Consider the following 17,308-nt stretch of genomic DNA (forward strand, 5'->3'; position numbering starts at 1 on the left):
TAAAAACTCAGAATGTGCCTATTTTACAGGCTGCGCTCCCCTGAGAGCAGGCTGAAAATTCTTTAAGCTCTTCTACCGGCACACTGCCAATCTGTCTTTGATCTTTAAGATTGGTAATATCTAAAACCCTGCCATCCGGAAGAATTTGAACCGTCCGGCGATTATCAAGTGTATTCACCAACCCCTCAATTTTCAATTTTGGCTGATCGTTACCAATCGCAGAGGCACCATATCCCTTAAGAGCTTCCAAAGCAGGATCGTCTGGCGTGGCCATTTTCCCCAAATAGGTTCCGTTTAAAATAACGGTTCCATCACTCGTGAGATAGCTCGGTGTCACAATGCCTCTTTTATAGGCATCTTCCGCCTCTGTGGTTTGCGCCCCATCCTGATGTTTGGCATGAATGGCTTTTTTTGCCGCTTTGAGCATGATTTTTTCCTGCTCCATTTGCTTCTTTTTAGAAAGGCAGGCCTGAAAATTATTGGGCTGTATACGTGTTTCTACTTTATGCGTCTTCGGATTATTTATAATCACAGCATAGCCTGTTCCCGGCTTAAATTCACAGGGTTTTGCAATTTCAATCGTTTGCTGAATCTGCGGATTATTCGGGTCTTGATAAACAATAATCAAAGAATCCGGATGCAGTTCCGGCGGCTCGATGATCGCTCCCAAATAATGCCCCAAATAACCACATAAAAGTGCTCCGCCAATCCCTGCACCAACACCTGCGCCCTCTCCCGCAAAAATACCAGCGGCAACACCGGCGGCAACACCGCAAATCGCAGCGCCTGAAATTGTGCCGACTGTTTCAGAACGCCGATGATTTTCCGCATTGCTCACTTGCGCCTTAGCCGGCATGAGATGAAGGATCGTAACGACCCGTCCGCTGCTACTTTGATTTAAATTCCCTGCATCAAAATTCGTTGGCTTTAAATTCTCAACGGGCGTGACACACCCTGCCAAAATGCCAAGAGAAAGCAGAGCAATAGCAGATGACCGAAATGGTTTTTTAAACATAAAACTCTAATTTAAGATGAATGGGACAAAGGCTGCTTTAAAATTGTTTCCTTCAAGGAGGAAAGCTTCCTCATAAAATTTTTCTCCCCATCCCAACGCAAAAGACGTGGCGCTTCTTCTGACAAACCTTCGTTTAAGGAAAGAAAAAGATGGACCGCATTGCTTGGAAGATATTCCCCTGCATGTTCTGGCCATTCGACCAGCATAATCCCCTCCTCGGCCGCATCCCAATCCAGCTCCTCTAGGCTGGAACCATCTTCCAAACGCCAAAGATCATAATGAAAAAGTTCGGCATTTGTACCGTAATTTTGTACCAAGGCAAAGCTAGGGCTAGGCACTTCCATTTCGCTATCTTGGCAGTAAGCTCGAATAAAAGCTCTTGCAAAAGTGCTTTTCCCCACCCCCATCTCTCCATGAAGGGCAAAACAAGTCCCCAATACAGCATCTTGTGCTAATAAAGCGGCGAAATCCTCCAATTCTTTTTGGGAGCGAAACTGAATCTCCGAGGATAATATGGGGGAATTTAAGTGCGTATCCATCATTTTACTTGCATGATTATTCTAGACGTTTAATTTTTAGCCTTATTTATCCTTATGTCCTATAGGGATATATAATCTTTCTTTCACTCTTTTATCATTATCTTAGAAAACGTCCTCATGTCCCATTCCCCTGCCTCCTCTCCTGCTTCCTCCTCTTTTGACGCCGCAAAACATTATGATGTTGCCATTATCGGAGCTGGGCCTTCAGGACTTTTTGCCGGATTTCAATGTGGCATGCTGGGCATGAATGCGATTATTATTGATGCGCTTTCTCATATTGGCGGGCAATGTTCTGCCCTTTATCCTGAAAAACCCATCTATGATATTCCTGCCTGCCCCGGCATTCTTGCAGAGGATTTGATTCAAAATCTCGCAAAACAAAGTGAAAATTTTGATATAACCTATTTACTCAAACGCAAGGCTGTCGCTCTCGAAGGGAGTGTCGGAGACCTCACACTTCTGACCGATCTTGGCGAAAAAATACAGGCAAAATCTATCATCATTGCAGCAGGCCCCGGTGCCTTTGGCCCCAACCGTCCACCGCTCGCCAATATTGAAAATTTCGAAGAAAAAGGCGCTGTCCATTATTCCGTACGCAATACAGCCCTTTTTGAAGATTCCTCCATCGTGATTGCCGGCGGCGGTGATTCCGCACTAGATTGGGCACTCGCACTGGCGGAAAAAGCGAAGAAAATTTACCTCGTTCACCGCAGAGATAAATTCAGAGGCCACCAAGCCACTCTTGACCTCATCGAAGAAAAAATCGCTCTTGGGAAAATTGAAAAAATCACCCCTTTCCAGCTTTCTGCTTTAGAGGGTGAGGCGAACAAGCTTAAAGCTGTTATGGTGAAATCCTTAGATGATGAAACGAAAATGCTTGAAGCTAATCATCTTTTAGCCTTTTTCGGCCTTTCCTCAGACCTCAAAGCCCTGCAAGACTGGGAAATTGGCGCTGAAAAAACCAGCATTCCTGTTGACCCTTTCACGATGCAAACCAAACGCACAGGTGTCTTTGCGATCGGGGACGTGGCCAAATGTCCGGGGAAAGTAAAACTTATTGTACAAGGCTTTGCAGAAGCCGCTTTGGCCGCCCGTGAAGCGTGGAAAGCCATCCATCCGGATCAAGCCCTGCATCTGGAACATTCCACCAGCCAGTTTGACACGAAAAAGAAATAAAAGGCACTAAAGGCACATGAGCGTTTCCAAAACTATCCGCCCAGCGCAGGAAAAAGACCTGCCTGAAATTCTAGCCATTTACAATGATGCGATCTGTACCACCAATGCGGTTTATACGGAAACGCAAACCACGCTTGAGGAACGCAAAGCATGGTTTTTGCGCCAGCAAGAAGCCGGATTTCCAATCTTCGTTGCAATAACAGGCAGGAATGATCAAGAAAAAATTGCCGGTTTTGGTACCTTCGGGCAATTCCGCCCATGGGCCGGCTTTAAATATAGTGTGGAACATTCCCTCTATATTAACAGGGCGTTTCAAGGACAAGGATTCGGCGGACTGATCCTGAATAGACTTTTGGAAGAAGCGGTTAAAATGAAGCTTCACCTCATGGTCGCCGGCATTGATTCCGGCAATAAAGCCTCTATCCGATTGCATGAGAAATTTGGTTTTACCTCTGTTGGTCTTCTCAAAGAGGCAGGCTATAAAAACGGCCAATGGCTGGATCTAAATTTTATGCAGAAAATGCTCACAGTGCGGTAAGAATCCTTTCCTAAAAACGAAAAGGATTCTCGCTTTTAGGCTTTTTCAGGGCGTGTTTGTGCCAAAGATTTTAAATTATCCTCTGTGACTACCGGCGCACGGGAATCACTGACTTCTCCGAGAGGCACATCCTCTTGCAATTCCGGCAATATTTTTTCAGGGGCATCTTCAAATTTTGTCTCAAAAGGCAACTGCTTTTCGCCATATTTACGCTTTAACAGACAGTATCCTGCATAGGCCACGGCTGTTAAGAAAATAAAAGCGGAGAGGCTTTTGAAATTTTGCTGGCGTTTTTTATGATGACGCTGCCGCTCGACCTCTGCCAACACAGTTGACATAGCCCGTCCCCCCGGTACTTCACTCAAAAGGGCATCCAATGCTATTTTTGAAAGCTCACCCTGATTTTTTTTGAGATGTTTTTTCACGATCTTCTTAATTTTACGCTTATTTTTGAAAATAGACATTTTATTCTTTTCCTCAATTACCGCAGATCTATGAAGTACGTCGCCTTAAAAGGCAGAAGAAATTCTCTTCTGCCTTTTAAACCTCTTTTTCAAAAAAGAAGCTTATCTCAATGTTTTATTGAGCTTTTTCTTACCTTCTTCGAGCAGAAGGCCTAATTCTGCATTAAGTTCTGGCGACAAAATGTCTTTTTTATGCTTACGGCGGCGGGAAATCACTTTTCCACCTTTCACCGCAATAAGTAAAACACCTGCAATGATCAGCGCCTTTTTCAAATGTTTCAAAAGACCATTACCACCGTGCGCTTTTAATTGTGCTTGTTCAAGCTCAAGCTGTTTTAAACGATTTTCGGCATTGCTCAGAAGTTCTTTTAATTCTGCAACTTCATTTTCAATTTTTGATTGATCGCTCATCCCGTTTCCCTTTCGTGTTATTAAAGATAAAATTCAAAGCCACTTCCCTTAAAATATCTATGATGAAGGGAGAGCTATATATACCTCTTGTCAAATAAAAAGAAAAAAATTCTCTCTTTTCAGAAGATATGATAATTTTCAATCTTCCTTGATTGAGGAAATTCTACCACCCCTTATTTTTAGATGCTATTGGTATTGAAGATTCTGCGCTCTATTTTCTTAAAATTGCATAATCTGCCACGAGATAAAAGGCGCTTTTCCCTTTGAAGTCAGCAACCTTTATCCCCTATACCGGCAAAAGTTTTCCACTGGCTTGGCTCTTTGCCCCAACGCCGGAGGCCTTCTTTTTTGCCTTGAGAACAACGGCTGCGGCCATGCTGGCACTTGGCATCGCTTTTTGGATGGAGCTTGATAGTCCCGGATGGTCCTGTCAAACTGTTTGGCTTGTCTCTCTTCTGACAAGGGGGGAAAGTATTTCCAAGGCCCGCTGGCGTATCGTTGGGACATTAATGGGTGTCTTAGGCTCCTTTTTTCTTACCGCTATCGTTCCGCAGCAAGCTTGGCTCATGTTCCCTTTAATGGCATTTTGGCTGGGTCTTTGCAGTGCTATGGCCATTTATTTCAGCCATTTCCGTGCTTATAGCTGGGTTTTAGCAGGATATACCTGCACCATTATCACCTTTGGTGCCGCACCGAATGCCGATCAATATTTTAATATTGCCATCTCCAGAAGCAGCTACGTCATTATCGGCATTCTCTCTGAAATGGCTTTGGCCTGTATTTTTTCCTTTAACTGGGACACAAAATCGCATCACAATATGTGTGATACGCTTTCAGGTCTTTTAACCAGTGCGACAACCAATATCCGGGACCTCCTCCAAGGCAAACCAAGTGTTATTCCGGCAACACAGGAATTAATGGTGCAGGTAAAGGCCATGGAGGGGAAAAGTAAATTTGTCGGGATTGAAACCCAAGGGATTAATCCGCATCTGGATGATCGTGCACGGGATGTCATTGCCAATATTTCTATGCTTTTGGCGCAAATTGTCGATCTTTCCACCCGTTTGCAAATTTACAAAGAACATCAAATTTCCTTGCCGATTTTTAATAAAATCATTTCGAAAACCCTGCCGATTTTGGAACATATTCCAGAAGTTTTTGAAGATTCCCGTCTGATCCCCGGCCGTCTTTCAAAATTGGATCAATTACGCAGCTTCTGCCGGCGTGCGGCCCGAAAACTCATTGAAACCAATATTCAAAATCATGTGCCCAGCGATGATGAATCGCTTAATCCGGGGCGAGGCATTGTCGGAGAGGGGGCCCTCTGCCTTGCCTTGGAACGTCTTTTAGATAAGCTGGAACGCTCTATCGCCAGCTATGTTGCAACCCTCTATCCCGAACGTGGCGATCATTTCCGTTTTTACCTGCCCGATTGGCATGATGGAAGAGAAGGCTTTAATCACGGGATGCGTTCAGCGCTTGCCGTTCTCATCGCCGCCTTTTTCTTTGAAATCACGGCATGGCCCGAAGGGTTTGTCCTTGTGACCTTTACCGGTGTTGGCGTAGCCCTGAATTCCGCCAGCGGTGATCCGCTACAGGATCAGAAAGGTGTGATGAATTTCATCAAAGGCGCTGTCGCCGCCTTTATTGCCGGCTTTTTCCTCGTCATGATCCTCCTCCCCAGCACAAAGATTTTTGAAGGGGTGATTATGACGCTAGGCGGCCTCATGTTTATTGGCGGATTGGCCCGCTATTGCCCCCCAATTGCGGGAGCCGCCGCTATTTATGAATTCTTCCTTCCCATTATGATCGGCCTGCATAACCATCGCCTCATGAATGAGATTGAGTTTTATAATACCACCAATGCGATGCTTTTCGGGGCTTTTTTAGCGGCGATGACCTTCTCCTCCCTGCCTTTCAAACCTCTGGATAAACAAAAACGTATCTGCGATTCCATTCGGCGCGCTCTCCGAAAGCTCGCAAAACCCTCCAACAGAATGCCTGCTCTGACTTGGGTTTGGCGGAGTTTGGACCGTGTCATTCTCATCGTTCGTCAAGAGCAAAGAGGTGAAAATCCCCTTGCCGGTGCCGTGATTGCCAACCTGCTAATGACCCAAACATTAGGCTTGAATATTATCCGTCTGGAAACGCTGCTTGAAAATGACGAAAATACGCTGCCGCCAAGAGTTGTCCGTTCCATCCATATTTTACTCCACTATCTTGCGGCACGCCCTCAAGTGAATGATGCCGCTATTCAGGCCGGATATCTGGCCATTAAAGGCCTTGACCAAGCCATTCGAGATTCAGGGGATTTACCAACAGAATTAGAGCTGATCTACGCCTTGACGGATATTCGTCTGATCCTCCATTTAATGCTCAAATATGGCGATTTTCTCAATGACGGCATTATCGTGGAACCTGAATCACAACATATTCGACGAAACTATCTCGCCAGCTTTGCCAGCTAAGCACCAAAATCTATGAAAAGCTTTTAAAGGCAAAAAGAAACAATCGAAAACAAAATGAAATCCCTTATTTAGTTTTCCCTTGAAAATAAACTATAATCTCAGGACTGCAAAAAAAATGGGCTTTCTTCTGGAGGTATTATGATTGAGTTTATTGAAGATCACTGGTTGGCCATTATTGGTGTTTTACTCCTCATTGGCGCTTTATCCTGCGGATTTGTGCTGATCGGGGTTGTTTGGGGCGGTATGATGCTGCTCAAAGCCATGACGGGCTTTCTCCTTTTGACAGGACTTGCCTGCATTGCCATTAAAGTTTTATCGGAGAGATAACTTCTTCTCCTCTAAAAGAAAAAAGGCGGCAATTATGCAAATCGCCGCCTTTTCTTTACCGTATTTTCCTATTTTACAAAGAGATTTATTTCCCCTTTGCGGTACTCTTTTCCAGTGAGACGTTCGGGGCGGAAAAAGTATTATTTGTAAAAGAAGCTTGATAAAAATCAGGCAGGCTTTTCTGCTTTTGCCCGTCCTCTAATTGCGACAACGTCATTTGCAGCGGTGTATGATAAGTCCATGCCGCACCATCAAGTAAATCGACCCCAAAAGCAGCCGCACCAGGGACAATCCCGGCAAAGAACCACGCAAAATCAATCCAAACAGGGCCGTTTAAATGCGATTTTTGCTCTAATCCCGCTATCTCATAGCCTGTTTTCACACAGTTAATCGCAATTTTTTCTTTGCTTCGGCTAAGATTAATTTCCTGTGGGGTCACAAAATTGTTTCTAAGCTTTCCCCCTTGATAGAGGCGACATTTTGCCCCCTCTGGATCTGTTTGAACTGTAATATTTTTATCTGTGCCCGCAACGATTGACGCACAACCGGAAAGGGAGGTTGCGATCAGCAAAAAAGTCGCAGATAGGGGCGTAAAAAATCTCTTCATTTTCATCTTTCAGCAAAATAGCAGCCGTTAAGGGTGGTCTCTCTTTTATCTTTGCCCGTTTCAAAGGGTCAATAAACGATGTCTATTTGATTATTTTTCTGTCTTAAGGAAGCTGATTAAAGATAAAAATCTTATGCTTTTTTCACTTCTCATCTTGGCAAAGGCTCCTGCGCTACTCATATCTTTTATGATGCAGATTCGTCTGATAACCAAAAAGGTATTAAAAAAATGAAAACAAAGCATAAAACGCTCCATATCGTGCCTTATCCGCCGCTTCATACAAATAAATCCTTTAGACATTACGAAGTACGCCCAGGCTTTAAAAAACCGATGGCGACAGCGCCAACACTGAAAGAAGCCGCAGAATACGCTTTTCAACGTGTTGACAATATTCATGTTTCCCGTGTGAAACATACAAGACCAGATCCAAATAATCCGTCCCATTGGCGTAAATATACGCCCAAAGAGATTAACGAGCTCAAAGGCGCAGAATAAAAAGCCCCCTAAAAAATAAAGGCAGAGATTTTTTCTCTGCCTTTTTTAATCACGAATGCCAGTGAAAACGGATTAAAATAATCAACGCAAGAAGCACAGAAATAACCTTTTTCTATTGCCCCCTCTCCCCCGGCAGATAAGATTTAAGCAGAGGGTTTTTTAAAATGATCTGGCAGTTCTTCATTCACACTACCCTTTTCCAGCTTGACAAAATCAACCGAAAGATATTTCGGATAGCCATAGGCCGACTGGTGCGCAAGATCATATGCCGCACCACCGGCAAAAATACCTGAAGCTGGGATAAAGGCCGAAAGCGAAGCCAAGGATGCTAAAAACCAGCCCGTATTTCCAGCATAAGCGCCTGTTAAATCAGGCTCCCAAACTTGGGTGAAGAGCTTATATCCCGGTTTCGCGCAATTTAAAATAAGATCCAGCTCACTGCTTCTTGGTAAAGTGAGACGATGCGGTGTCTCGAATGTTTTTTGCAACTGTCCACCCTGATAGATTTTGCATTTGGCCGCTTCAGGTTTGGAATAAACTAAAATTTTTTCCTGACTGCCATTCACAGCGGAAGCACAGCCCGAAAGAAAAAACGCAGTGCCGGCCACCCCCATCGTTAAAAATCTCGTACTCTCTTTTTTTAAATTTTTCATTTTAAAACCTTCATGTCAGGTCAGGATTTTTAAAAGTTTCTGGTAAATCTTCTAATGCCTCACCTTTTTTAAGATGACGCAAATCAACATCGATATATTTCGGATAACCATAAGCCGATTGATGTTCTGAATCATTGATAGTTGTTGCTGTAAAAGCTCCAAAAATCCACCACGGCACCATCGCAATACCCGTAACCAAAGAGGCGGCATCCCCGGCAGCTGCATTTTGAACATCCGGCTCCCAGCTTTGGGCCGAGAGGTGATAGCCCGCCTTGACACAATTCAAACGCAAATCCTGCTCACGGCTTCTTTGAATCACAAGGCGATGCGGTGTCTCGAAGGCTTTTTGCAATAATCCGCCCTGATAGATTTTACATTTTGCCCCTTCTGGCTTGGAATAGACCAGAATTTTTTCCTGACTGCCATTCACGACTGAAGCACAACCTGAAAGCAAGGGTAGCAGACTGAAAAGCGCAAGATTAAGATAATTTACAGTATATTTTTGAATTTTTATCATTTTTAAAATCTGCTCTTTCCAGCCATATCATACCCAAACAGCATTGAAGAAAAAAAGCGGAAGATCAAGCGTCCAAAACCAAAATTCCCTGCCTATGACGCAAAGAGCATATTTCATATTCCCAACCTCTTTTTGAATTGAAACAGCGAGAGAATTAGATTCTATCCTCCGAAGAGAAAAATTAGCGCAGGATTTCAGTCCTGAAGAAGAAAATATTCCTGCCGGCGAACATGGCGGCGGACGCTGGACGGCTCAAGGCGCACATCTTGATTTAAATACGCCGGAAGACCCTCAGCACCCTTCCCGCAGCAAAGCCTTGTACCATGTTGATCCGCAAGGGCAGGAGCATCTGCAAATCATCGGGCAGAAAAAAGCAGAAGCACAAGCTGCAAATTCTCTTTTTGATCCTTTGTTAGAAAAATCCCTTCCCCTTGAGAACAGGGAAGCACATTTCCGAAAAGCGTTACATGAACGTATTGATAGCGTCAATGAGACGATTTATCAGGCTTTACCGCCAAAAATTTCAGATTTTCTACGGACTTTAGAACCTGTTCTCGGCAAGCCTACAGAATATCCCTTATGGTTTCCCGGGCTGGATGCGGTCAATTTTTTACGGATCGCTTTTAAAACCCCTCTTGCTTTAAAGCTCGGAACAGAGTTTACCGAAGAAGCCTTTCGAACCCTCATTAAAAAATTCCCTGAATTTACCAAAGGGGAGAATGCCGCCCTTGTAGGGCTTTCCCGAAAGGCACTTCATGAAAATGAAGAAAAAATTCTTACAGAATTACACAGTTTTTCTTTAAAAGGAACAAAACCTCTCGAAAAACGCAATCAAATTCACATAAGAAGTTATGAAAAAGGCCATGCAGAAATAAAACATGGTAACGCCAAAAATGAAATAAAAAGACGAAAAACACAGCCCAACATCGAAAATTCAAGCCATTTTTTAAATACAAAAACAATGAACAAGCTTGCCGCTAAAATCGTTTGGGAAAACCAAACTAAAATTAAACGAGCACTAAAAGAAGCTCAGATTACAAAAGCAAGTAAAGAAGCAACTATTCATATTGATATATCTAGTAAACGTATTATTGGCTACATGACAAAAAGAAATGATACACGGCTAGAAGAACCTTTACCCTTAAACAAAATACGCATCGTACTACGTCAGAACAATGCAAAACATGGCGGTATTGAGATCCTAACAACGTACCCAATTCCTTAACAAAATAAGAGAATATAGATGAAAAAAAAATATCCTAACTTATCTTACCTCATGTACGATTATTTTAATTTAAAATTTACCTATGAGGAAAAATCCCCTGAAGATCTCATTCAAAAATTCACAACCACGGAAAACATAGAAACGATAAAAAATACTCTTGAAGAAATAGATTCTTTTCTAAGGACAAAACCGACAGAAAAAGAATGTCATTTATGGTTGAGTTCTCTAGAAAATAACTGTGCTTTTCGCCATTACAATTTTACGGCATTAGGATGGATTAAACATCTCCAATCAAAAATACTCAAAGCTTTTCAGCAAAGAACGGCAATCATAGAAGATTTAAAACGAAAGTCAGAAAAATTCTGGGCTAATCAAAAAAACATCAAGCCGAAAAAAGGATAATGACTATATTTCCGGTTCCTTAGCTTAAAGGAGATATTATGGGGAAAGCTAGAACCTTAAAAGATGTTGAAAAAATCGCCTCGGCACTTCAACCCCACCTCATCCGCAAAAGGGATAAAGTTTCCCCTTTAGCCTATTTTTTTATTATTATTTCGAACATTGGTTTGACTATGAAAATTTTGAAACAAACTGTTTTTTTGAAATTTTAAAAATGTTCTTTCGGATAGAAACGACAGAAATGCTTGAAACGATTGCCGAAAGTATGGATGCCTTCTTAACTACTCAACCAACAGAAAAAGAATGTAATATCTGGCTTGAGTAACATGTGGGGAGCGCCATTAATTATTACGAACACGGCTTTACAACCTTAACTTGGCTGAAATATTTACGTAATCTTTTAGAAAAACCTTTGCGTGAAAAACAAAAAGAACGTGACAAGCGTTTAGAGGTCGCTAAAAAATTCTGGACCAATCAAAAAAATATTAAGCCTAAAAAAAGCTAATACCAAAAATCAAAAAAGGCGGAGAAAATCTCCGCCTTTGTTTTTTAGCGGCTTTGACCTTCTTTAATCTGCAAAGCCTGAATTTGCTTTGCGATTTTTTCTTTTTCATCGGAACCTTCAGGCAAGACATCTGCTTGTGCTTGAAGCGCAGAAATTTGCTTGTACAAATCATCTTGCTGGGCTTGTGTCTCGTTGCCAAGACCTTCCCCATTACCGGCACCGTGACCAGCCGTTACATCTTCTTGGGCTGTTTTTAGATCATTTGATGAATCTTGAATGCTCATTTTATTTTTCCTCAATTATCATAACAAAAAATTATTTTCCTACCTCTAAAAACTCGCTCTCTGGGCATAAAATGTCAAGCCATGAAGCGCCCTACCACCGCAAAAACAGGTGTTTTTTAAAAGGTTTCTTCATTTGACAGGGATAATTATGAGTTGGAAAAAATCATAGTATTAACCCTTTTTATGCCTTACGATATTTACCCTTAGAAGGATCACGAACACGATTGGGCGTTACTGTATGTCCTTTTCCTTTTCCGAAGCTAATTGCTTCTCCTTGCGTTCTTGTGACTATGCTTGGACGTAGATTCCCACGGACTTTTCCTACAAAACCGCCTGATTTCGGATGCTTAAAAACATTAAATAGTCCCATATAACAATCCTTCTAAAACGCTATTAGAAAATTTCTCCCAGCCTTAAATACCCTATTTTTCCGTAGGAATTTAGAGTTTTTAAGTCAAGAAGCCACACATTATTTTGGATAAGAAATTTTATTTTTCAAATTCTTTGCACATAAAAAAGGCGGAGAAAAATCTCCGCCTATCGTTTCTCTCTTCTTTTTGTTGCGGAGAGATAAACCGTAGACTTATCACGCCGACCAACAGCAATCACCAAAAACATTCTATGCAAGACAGGCGATCTTAGAAAAACTTGAAGAAATGGAAGATTTCTACCTTGCTGAAAAAATCTCTTCCTGCGTCCATGAAGGCAAAGAAAAAACCATTCCGCTCGAAGAGATCATGAAGCGATATGACTTGGAAAATTGAGCTTACCCAAACCGCAGAGCGCCATCTCAGAAAATTAGACAAGCAGAATGCTAGGAAAATTTTGCGTTTTCTCTTTGAGAAACTTCCTCAAAGAGAAAATCCTAGAGAACTGGGTAAAGCGTTAAAAGGTTCTGTGCTTGGCGAGTATTGGCGTTATCGTGTCGGTGATTACCGAATGATTGGCGGAACTTGAAGACAATATTTTACGTATTCTTGTTCTTGAAATCGGCCATAGAAAAGAGATTTATAGATAAACAAGAAAGGCAGAAGAATTACCCTCCTGCCTTGCAGTTTCACTTTTTATTTTTTTCCAATATATGCCCAATAATAAGTGGCACCACTGCCATTGCAAGTTTTCCTAAAAAGTTCATTTTGTATGCTTGCCCACTTCTTTAACAATTTTAATTCCCGCGACAATGATGGCACCACTAGCAGTTAAAACTTTTCCTAATGTCTCTGTCCAGTGTTGTTCTGCCATTTAACAGCCCTCACAGCTATTTGAGCCACAATGGTTACAGCCGCCTGTATATTCATCTTCTTCCATATTAGGTTCTCCAATCTCAAAAAATTCTCCCCAAGCCTTGAAAAATTATTACAAGCCTTGAATGCCCTATTCCCGTAGGAATTCATTTTATTGTGAGGTCTTTTAGTCAAGTGAAAAGATATTCTTTGCCATTCTTTCCCCATAAAAAAAGGCCGTGATTTCTCACGACCTTTAAAAAACAAACACTCACTTTATAGGTTTAAGGAGAGGAAAAAAGGATGATCGAACTGAGAAGCGACGACTCACCCTATAGGTAATGAGAAAATCGCCTCGCAGATAAAACCATTCTTATTTTCCCTCCATGAACCGAAAAGATTAATCGTTTTTCTTACGACCTAGACGCTTACGTTCATTTGAATCCAAGTAACGCTTACGGATACGAATGGCAGAAGGAGTAACCTCAACCAATTCATCATCTTCGATATAAGCGATTGCCTGTTCCAAGCTCATCTGGCGAGGTGGAACGAGAACCGGAGCCTCATCCTTACCAGACGCACGCATATTGGTAAGTTTCTTTTCACGAATAACGTTAATTTCAAGGTCATTCTCTCTGGAATGCTCACCCAAAATCATACCTGTGTAAACAACTTCACCTGCACCGAGGAACATTGTGCCACGGTCTTGCAATGCAAAAAGAGCATATGGTGTTGTTTTGCCATCTTCAGCAGAGATCAAAGCACCATTACGACGTCCCTCAATTTTACCTGCATATGGCAGATAATCATGGAAAAGACGGTTCATAATGCCTGTACCACGTGTATCGGTGAGAAATTCGCCATGATACCCAATCAAACCACGGGATGGAATGAGGAAGGTCAAACGGGTTTTTCCGCCACCTGATGGACGCATATCCTGCATCACACCTTTACGGAGAGACATTTTTTCAACGACAACACCGGAATGTTCTTCGTCAACATCAACCAGAACTTCTTCAAATGGCTCTGTCCGCTGACCGCTTTCATCTTCACGGAAAAGCACACGAGGACGGCCAATGGTCAATTCAAAACCTTCACGGCGCATGGTTTCAATCAAGACACCAAGCTGAAGTTCACCACGTCCTGCCACTTCGAAAGCTTCGCTTTCCGGGCTGGTCGTAACTTGGATGGCAACATTGCCTTCCATTTCCTGAAACAAACGATCACGAATCTGACGGGAAGTAACTTTTTTACCTTCACGTCCACCCAATGGGCCATCGTTAATACGGAATGTCATGCTCAAGGTTGGTGGATCAACCGGTTTGGAAGGCAATGGCGATTCTTGTTCCGGTGCAGCGATTGTATCTGGGATTGTTGCTTCGGAAAGACCCGCAATGGCAATAATGTCACCTGCTTCGGCTTCATCAACGGCAACACGTTCAAGACCACGGAAAGCCAGCAATTTCGTCAAACGGCCGGTTTCAACAGCTGTACCATCTAATTTCATAACCTTCACAGGCATGTTTACTTTGGCACGCCCTTGCTCAACACGTCCTGTAAGGATACGGCCAAGGAAGTTATCGCTTTCCAAAAGGGTTGCGACCATTGCAAAAGGTTTGTCTTTTGGCAGATTTGGCGCCGGCACATGGCGAACGATCAAATCAAACAAGGTGGAAAGGTCTTCTTTATGACCTTCAATCTTATCATCTGCCCACCCGTTACGGCCAGAAGCGTACAGCATTGGGAAATCCAGCTGCTCATCATTGGCACCAAGCGCAGAGAAAAGATCAAATACTTCATCATGGACTTCGTCCGGTCTCGCATCGCCACGGTCAACTTTATTAACCACGAGGATTGGACGGATGCCCTGAGCAAGTGCTTTGGTCAGAACAAATTTTGTCTGCGGCAAAGCCCCTTCGGCAGCATCCACCAAAATCACAACACCATCGACCATGGAGAGAATACGCTCCACCTCACCACCGAAATCGGCATGGCCTGGGGTGTCAATAATATTAATGCGAGTGTTTTTCCAAACAACGGACGTGCATTTCGCCAAAATGGTGATACCACGTTCACGTTCAAGGTCATTGCGGTCCATCGCCCGCTCTGCCACATGCTGATTTTCTCTAAAAGCTCCTGATTGTTTCAGAAGCTCATCCACCAAAGTGGTTTTGCCATGGTCAACATGGGCGATAATGGCAATATTGCGAATATCGGTCATAAAACTTTCGTTACATCTGCTAAAGAAGAAAATGCTTAATTCAAAGCGGGAAACAGCGCCGTAAAAAGAGCTCCAACACGCTAAAAAGCTAGATTCTTCGAGACGGTCTGCTATAAATACTTATTAATAAGTCTATTCTTGTGCGCCTAATTACACTTTTTTGCAAGTATTTTACCAATTCACTTTCTTCCTGCTATAAGAAAAACAGATAGATTGTTCTCCATTATTTTAGCTTTTTAAGGGCTTTACCGCATGTCTTCTTCAAATCCACTTGCCGCTTTGACACAGCTTGGTCAAAAAAGTGAACTTCCAGAAAGCCCCGAAAAAGCCAAATTGGAACGTGTCTCTGCACCGCACAAAGGAAAAAACTATCTTGTGCGCTTCACAGCGCCGGAATTTACCTCTCTTTGTCCCATTACAGGCCAGCCTGATTTTGCGCATATTGTCCTTGATTACGTGCCCAAAGACTGGATTGTGGAGAGTAAATCTTTGAAACTCTACCTTTCAAGTTTTCGCAATCACGGCGCTTTTCATGAAGATTGTTCTGTGATGATTGCCGAGAAACTCGTTGAGCTCTTAGAGCCGACATGGCTGCGTCTTGGCGCTTATTGGTATCCACGCGGCGGCATGCCGATTGACGTCTTTTACCAAACCGGTGAAGCGCCAAAAGATGTCTGGGTTCCTGAGCAGAATGTCCCACCTTACCGCGGACGCTGATCTTTTTTACAAACTGTCTTTTTAAACAAAGAGCTTGCTTGCAGTTTAAAAAGACAGTTAGATTATTTTTCAATAATTATTTTTTAAAATTTAGACTTCTATTTGATTCGTTTTGAATAAAATATTTTTCACCAATCTCTTTTCTAAAAGTGATTGCGAGGCGTCTTTTATCAAAATATTTCACGAAGTCCATTTGTTTTATTTTCCTCCAGTCAAGATCGAAGGGATTTTTAGCCATGACAACCTCTTTCACAACAGTCCAAATGTGTTCCTATATTTCTGCCGTGTGTGTCATGCTTCAAAGCCTCTATGCTGCACCGAAATACGTTTCGCCCCATCCGCATGTTGACTGATCTGGAAAATAGTTTTGAAAAATTTATTCCCTTTTTCTATCGCCGACAGGAAAAAAAAGAGGGGCAGCCCCCCAAAAACGGCCTTTAATACATCTTCTTTTCTACGTTTTGCCATTGCAGGCCTCGCCTTCTTCCCTTTATTAAAAGCGAAAGAGAGTTGCGCCGGTTATCACGTTAATATCAAGGATCAGCCGGACTGGATGAAAATTCCACTCAAATGGCTTGAACCTAAAAAACCCGTCCCTTCTCACGCATGGACAGGGTCTTTGCTCTCTCCTTCCCCCGCCTTTCCGGGCGGTGTCTATGGCTTGGAGCCTTATACGACAGCTACCGTACCGACAGGCACCTATGATTCAAAAGGGAATTTACACCAGCATGGCCCCGGCCAGTCTCAGTTTGATTCCATTTCCAGCGGTTGGTTTTTAAAAGGCTCCCCAACCGATCATATCTCCCTTGATATTACGCCTACCTTTACCTACGCATGGACACCGCAATCCGGCCCAGGGGCACCGCAAAATTCACACGTGAAATTTGCCGATTTACCCTTTGATATTGAATACCGCTTTACCGATACCTACTCGCCTTCTATCAGTGTGGTTTTCGGTGCCTCTGCTCCAACGGGCGACTATAACCATCTGGAGCGGGCTTCCGATGGTGTGGGCGCAGGTGTCTGGAAACTACGTTATGGCTTTAACGGGCAGTTTGTGGAGCCCTTCTTTAAACAGGCCGTGCGTATCCGCTGGTGGGCAGTTGCCCGAACGCCCTTAGGGAATGCTGACCTAAGAGATATTACCTCTTATGGCACCGAGACGGGATTTCGAGGCGAGGCTCACCCCGGTTCTACTGGAGAAGAAGGTTTAGCCTTTGAATTCGGTATTACCAAGAGATGGCTTTTTGCGCTTGACCTTTATAATGACTGGGGCGCCCGAACAGGGATTAAAGGCTGCTCTACGACAGCAACTGACAGTACAAACTGCCAGTATGGGTCAGATACAATTTACAGCAAAGGCAATATCTCAAGCGCATGGGGTGCAGCACCTGCCATCGAATATGCGCCTAACGGTAATTTCGGCCTCATTGCCGGGGTGCAGTTAAATGCTTTCGGTACCAATACCAGCCGAACTTTAGCGCCGCAGATGGCTGTCTTCTATGCTTGGTAAAGCGATCTATT

20 protein-coding genes and 1 pseudogene are annotated in these 17,308 nt (G+C 43.1%); 11 read left to right on the forward strand and 10 right to left on the reverse strand.

Annotation, left to right across the window (positions count from 1 at the left end):
• Nucleotides 1-7 precede the first annotated feature (7 nt).
• Together FAI41_03225 and tsaE are read right to left on the reverse strand one after the other, a co-directional pair.
• Entirely contained in the window at nucleotides 8-1,015 is a 1,008-nt protein-coding gene (locus tag FAI41_03225; GenBank protein QCE32670.1) for a hypothetical protein, read from the reverse strand.
• Between the two features lie 11 nt (nucleotides 1,016-1,026).
• Nucleotides 1,027-1,554, reverse strand: coding sequence for a tRNA (adenosine(37)-N6)-threonylcarbamoyltransferase complex ATPase subunit type 1 TsaE (tsaE, locus tag FAI41_03230; GenBank protein ID QCE33774.1), 528 nt, complete (start codon nucleotides 1,552-1,554; stop codon nucleotides 1,027-1,029).
• A 117-nt stretch (nucleotides 1,555-1,671) separates the two neighbouring features.
• Between tsaE and FAI41_03235 the strand changes: the two genes are divergently transcribed.
• Both FAI41_03235 and FAI41_03240 read left to right on the forward strand, forming a co-directional pair.
• Complete coding sequence (locus FAI41_03235; protein ID QCE32671.1) at nucleotides 1,672-2,730, forward strand: NAD(P)/FAD-dependent oxidoreductase; 1,059 nt, start codon at nucleotides 1,672-1,674, stop codon at nucleotides 2,728-2,730.
• Between the two features lie 16 nt (nucleotides 2,731-2,746).
• Nucleotides 2,747-3,268, forward strand: a complete 522-nt coding sequence (locus FAI41_03240; GenBank protein ID QCE32672.1) for an N-acetyltransferase — start codon at nucleotides 2,747-2,749, stop codon at nucleotides 3,266-3,268.
• A gap of 35 nt (nucleotides 3,269-3,303) precedes the next feature.
• Here FAI41_03240 and FAI41_03245 read toward each other — a convergent pair whose 3' ends face one another.
• Both FAI41_03245 and FAI41_03250 read right to left on the reverse strand, forming a co-directional pair.
• Nucleotides 3,304-3,732, reverse strand: coding sequence for a hypothetical protein (locus tag FAI41_03245; GenBank protein ID QCE32673.1), 429 nt, complete (start codon nucleotides 3,730-3,732; stop codon nucleotides 3,304-3,306).
• Nucleotides 3,733-3,834: 102 nt separating this feature from the next.
• On the reverse strand, nucleotides 3,835-4,143 hold the full coding sequence (locus FAI41_03250) for a hypothetical protein (protein QCE32674.1): 309 nt from the start codon (nucleotides 4,141-4,143) through the stop codon (nucleotides 3,835-3,837).
• Between the two features lie 263 nt (nucleotides 4,144-4,406).
• On the opposite strand from FAI41_03250, the gene FAI41_03255 reads away from it, so the two are divergent.
• Nucleotides 4,407-6,611, forward strand: a complete 2,205-nt coding sequence (locus tag FAI41_03255) for an FUSC family protein (GenBank protein QCE32675.1) — start codon at nucleotides 4,407-4,409, stop codon at nucleotides 6,609-6,611.
• Between the two features lie 138 nt (nucleotides 6,612-6,749).
• Nucleotides 6,750-6,938: a hypothetical protein gene (locus FAI41_03260; GenBank protein QCE32676.1), complete on the forward strand. Its 189-nt coding sequence runs from the start codon at nucleotides 6,750-6,752 to the stop codon at nucleotides 6,936-6,938.
• Nucleotides 6,939-7,023: 85 nt separating this feature from the next.
• Here the strand turns inward: FAI41_03260 and FAI41_03265 are convergent, their stop codons facing one another.
• Complete coding sequence (locus tag FAI41_03265) at nucleotides 7,024-7,545, reverse strand: DUF3305 domain-containing protein (GenBank protein ID QCE32677.1); 522 nt, start codon at nucleotides 7,543-7,545, stop codon at nucleotides 7,024-7,026.
• Nucleotides 7,546-7,773: 228 nt separating this feature from the next.
• Between FAI41_03265 and FAI41_03270 the strand changes: the two genes are divergently transcribed.
• Nucleotides 7,774-8,040: a hypothetical protein gene (locus tag FAI41_03270; protein QCE32678.1), complete on the forward strand. Its 267-nt coding sequence runs from the start codon at nucleotides 7,774-7,776 to the stop codon at nucleotides 8,038-8,040.
• A 143-nt stretch (nucleotides 8,041-8,183) separates the two neighbouring features.
• Here FAI41_03270 and FAI41_03275 read toward each other — a convergent pair whose 3' ends face one another.
• Together FAI41_03275 and FAI41_03280 are read right to left on the reverse strand one after the other, a co-directional pair.
• A complete protein-coding gene (locus tag FAI41_03275; protein ID QCE32679.1) occupies nucleotides 8,184-8,693 on the reverse strand; it encodes a hypothetical protein in 510 nt (169 codons plus the stop codon).
• Nucleotides 8,694-8,703: 10 nt separating this feature from the next.
• Nucleotides 8,704-9,210 carry a hypothetical protein gene (locus tag FAI41_03280; protein QCE32680.1) on the reverse strand — a complete coding sequence of 169 codons (507 nt, stop codon included), beginning with the start codon at nucleotides 9,208-9,210 and terminating at the stop codon, nucleotides 8,704-8,706.
• Between the two features lie 316 nt (nucleotides 9,211-9,526).
• Between FAI41_03280 and FAI41_03285 the strand changes: the two genes are divergently transcribed.
• Both FAI41_03285 and FAI41_03290 read left to right on the forward strand, forming a co-directional pair.
• On the forward strand, nucleotides 9,527-10,435 hold the full coding sequence (locus FAI41_03285; GenBank protein QCE32681.1) for a hypothetical protein: 909 nt from the start codon (nucleotides 9,527-9,529) through the stop codon (nucleotides 10,433-10,435).
• 18 nt (nucleotides 10,436-10,453) lie between these two features.
• The gene (locus tag FAI41_03290) at nucleotides 10,454-10,837 is read left to right on the forward strand and encodes a hypothetical protein (GenBank protein ID QCE32682.1); all 384 of its coding nucleotides are present in this window, start codon (nucleotides 10,454-10,456) and stop codon (nucleotides 10,835-10,837) included.
• Between the two features lie 546 nt (nucleotides 10,838-11,383).
• Here FAI41_03290 and FAI41_03295 read toward each other — a convergent pair.
• Both FAI41_03295 and FAI41_03300 read right to left on the reverse strand, forming a co-directional pair.
• Nucleotides 11,384-11,623 (reverse strand): hypothetical protein, encoded by a 240-nt coding sequence (locus FAI41_03295; protein QCE32683.1) that lies wholly within the window; start codon nucleotides 11,621-11,623, stop codon nucleotides 11,384-11,386.
• Nucleotides 11,624-11,804: 181 nt separating this feature from the next.
• Nucleotides 11,805-11,993, reverse strand: a complete 189-nt coding sequence (locus FAI41_03300; GenBank protein ID QCE32684.1) for a hypothetical protein — start codon at nucleotides 11,991-11,993, stop codon at nucleotides 11,805-11,807.
• 265 nt (nucleotides 11,994-12,258) lie between these two features.
• Here FAI41_03300 and FAI41_03305 point away from each other — a divergent pair, with 265 nt between their 5' ends.
• Both FAI41_03305 and FAI41_03310 read left to right on the forward strand, forming a co-directional pair.
• Nucleotides 12,259-12,387 carry a CopG family transcriptional regulator gene (locus tag FAI41_03305; protein ID QCE33775.1) on the forward strand — a complete coding sequence of 43 codons (129 nt, stop codon included), beginning with the start codon at nucleotides 12,259-12,261 and terminating at the stop codon, nucleotides 12,385-12,387.
• Nucleotides 12,371-12,641 (forward strand): annotated as a pseudogene (locus tag FAI41_03310) (type II toxin-antitoxin system RelE/ParE family toxin). The gene FAI41_03305 and the pseudogene FAI41_03310 overlap by 17 nt, the downstream one beginning before the upstream one ends.
• A gap of 605 nt (nucleotides 12,642-13,246) precedes the next feature.
• Here the strand turns inward: FAI41_03310 and typA are convergent.
• Nucleotides 13,247-15,067, reverse strand: a complete 1,821-nt coding sequence (gene typA, locus FAI41_03315) for a translational GTPase TypA (GenBank protein QCE32685.1) — start codon at nucleotides 15,065-15,067, stop codon at nucleotides 13,247-13,249.
• A gap of 252 nt (nucleotides 15,068-15,319) precedes the next feature.
• On the opposite strand from typA, the gene queF reads away from it, so the two are divergent.
• On the forward strand, nucleotides 15,320-15,784 hold the full coding sequence (queF, locus tag FAI41_03320; GenBank protein ID QCE32686.1) for an NADPH-dependent 7-cyano-7-deazaguanine reductase QueF: 465 nt from the start codon (nucleotides 15,320-15,322) through the stop codon (nucleotides 15,782-15,784).
• Nucleotides 15,785-16,151: 367 nt separating this feature from the next.
• Complete coding sequence (locus FAI41_03325; protein QCE32687.1) at nucleotides 16,152-17,297, forward strand: hypothetical protein; 1,146 nt, start codon at nucleotides 16,152-16,154, stop codon at nucleotides 17,295-17,297.
• Nucleotides 17,298-17,308: the final 11 nt, after the last annotated feature.

This window comes from Acetobacteraceae bacterium (assembly GCA_004843165.1).
In the GTDB taxonomy this organism is placed as follows: Bacteria; Pseudomonadota; Alphaproteobacteria; order Acetobacterales; family Acetobacteraceae.

Bases quoted from the DNA above. Each gene is read 5' to 3' on its own strand.
- FAI41_03260 (QCE32676.1), top strand. From the start codon at position 6,750: ATGATTGAGTTTATTGAAGATCACTGGTTGGCCATTATTGGTGTTTTA.
- FAI41_03250 (QCE32674.1), bottom strand. From the start codon at position 4,143: ATGAGCGATCAATCAAAAATTGAAAATGAAGTTGCAGAATTAAAAGAA.
- FAI41_03280 (QCE32680.1), bottom strand. From the start codon at position 9,210: ATGATAAAAATTCAAAAATATACTGTAAATTATCTTAATCTTGCGCTT.
- queF (QCE32686.1), top strand. From the start codon at position 15,320: ATGTCTTCTTCAAATCCACTTGCCGCTTTGACACAGCTTGGTCAAAAA.
- FAI41_03245 (QCE32673.1), bottom strand. From the start codon at position 3,732: ATGTCTATTTTCAAAAATAAGCGTAAAATTAAGAAGATCGTGAAAAAA.
- typA (QCE32685.1), bottom strand. From the start codon at position 15,067: ATGACCGATATTCGCAATATTGCCATTATCGCCCATGTTGACCATGGC.
- FAI41_03225 (QCE32670.1), bottom strand. From the start codon at position 1,015: ATGTTTAAAAAACCATTTCGGTCATCTGCTATTGCTCTGCTTTCTCTT.
- FAI41_03270 (QCE32678.1), top strand. From the start codon at position 7,774: ATGAAAACAAAGCATAAAACGCTCCATATCGTGCCTTATCCGCCGCTT.
- FAI41_03235 (QCE32671.1), top strand. From the start codon at position 1,672: ATGTCCCATTCCCCTGCCTCCTCTCCTGCTTCCTCCTCTTTTGACGCC.
- tsaE (QCE33774.1), bottom strand. From the start codon at position 1,554: ATGGATACGCACTTAAATTCCCCCATATTATCCTCGGAGATTCAGTTT.
- FAI41_03265 (QCE32677.1), bottom strand. From the start codon at position 7,545: ATGAAGAGATTTTTTACGCCCCTATCTGCGACTTTTTTGCTGATCGCA.
- FAI41_03295 (QCE32683.1), bottom strand. From the start codon at position 11,623: ATGAGCATTCAAGATTCATCAAATGATCTAAAAACAGCCCAAGAAGAT.
- FAI41_03300 (QCE32684.1), bottom strand. From the start codon at position 11,993: ATGGGACTATTTAATGTTTTTAAGCATCCGAAATCAGGCGGTTTTGTA.
- FAI41_03240 (QCE32672.1), top strand. From the start codon at position 2,747: ATGAGCGTTTCCAAAACTATCCGCCCAGCGCAGGAAAAAGACCTGCCT.
- FAI41_03290 (QCE32682.1), top strand. From the start codon at position 10,454: ATGAAAAAAAAATATCCTAACTTATCTTACCTCATGTACGATTATTTT.
- FAI41_03275 (QCE32679.1), bottom strand. From the start codon at position 8,693: ATGAAAAATTTAAAAAAAGAGAGTACGAGATTTTTAACGATGGGGGTG.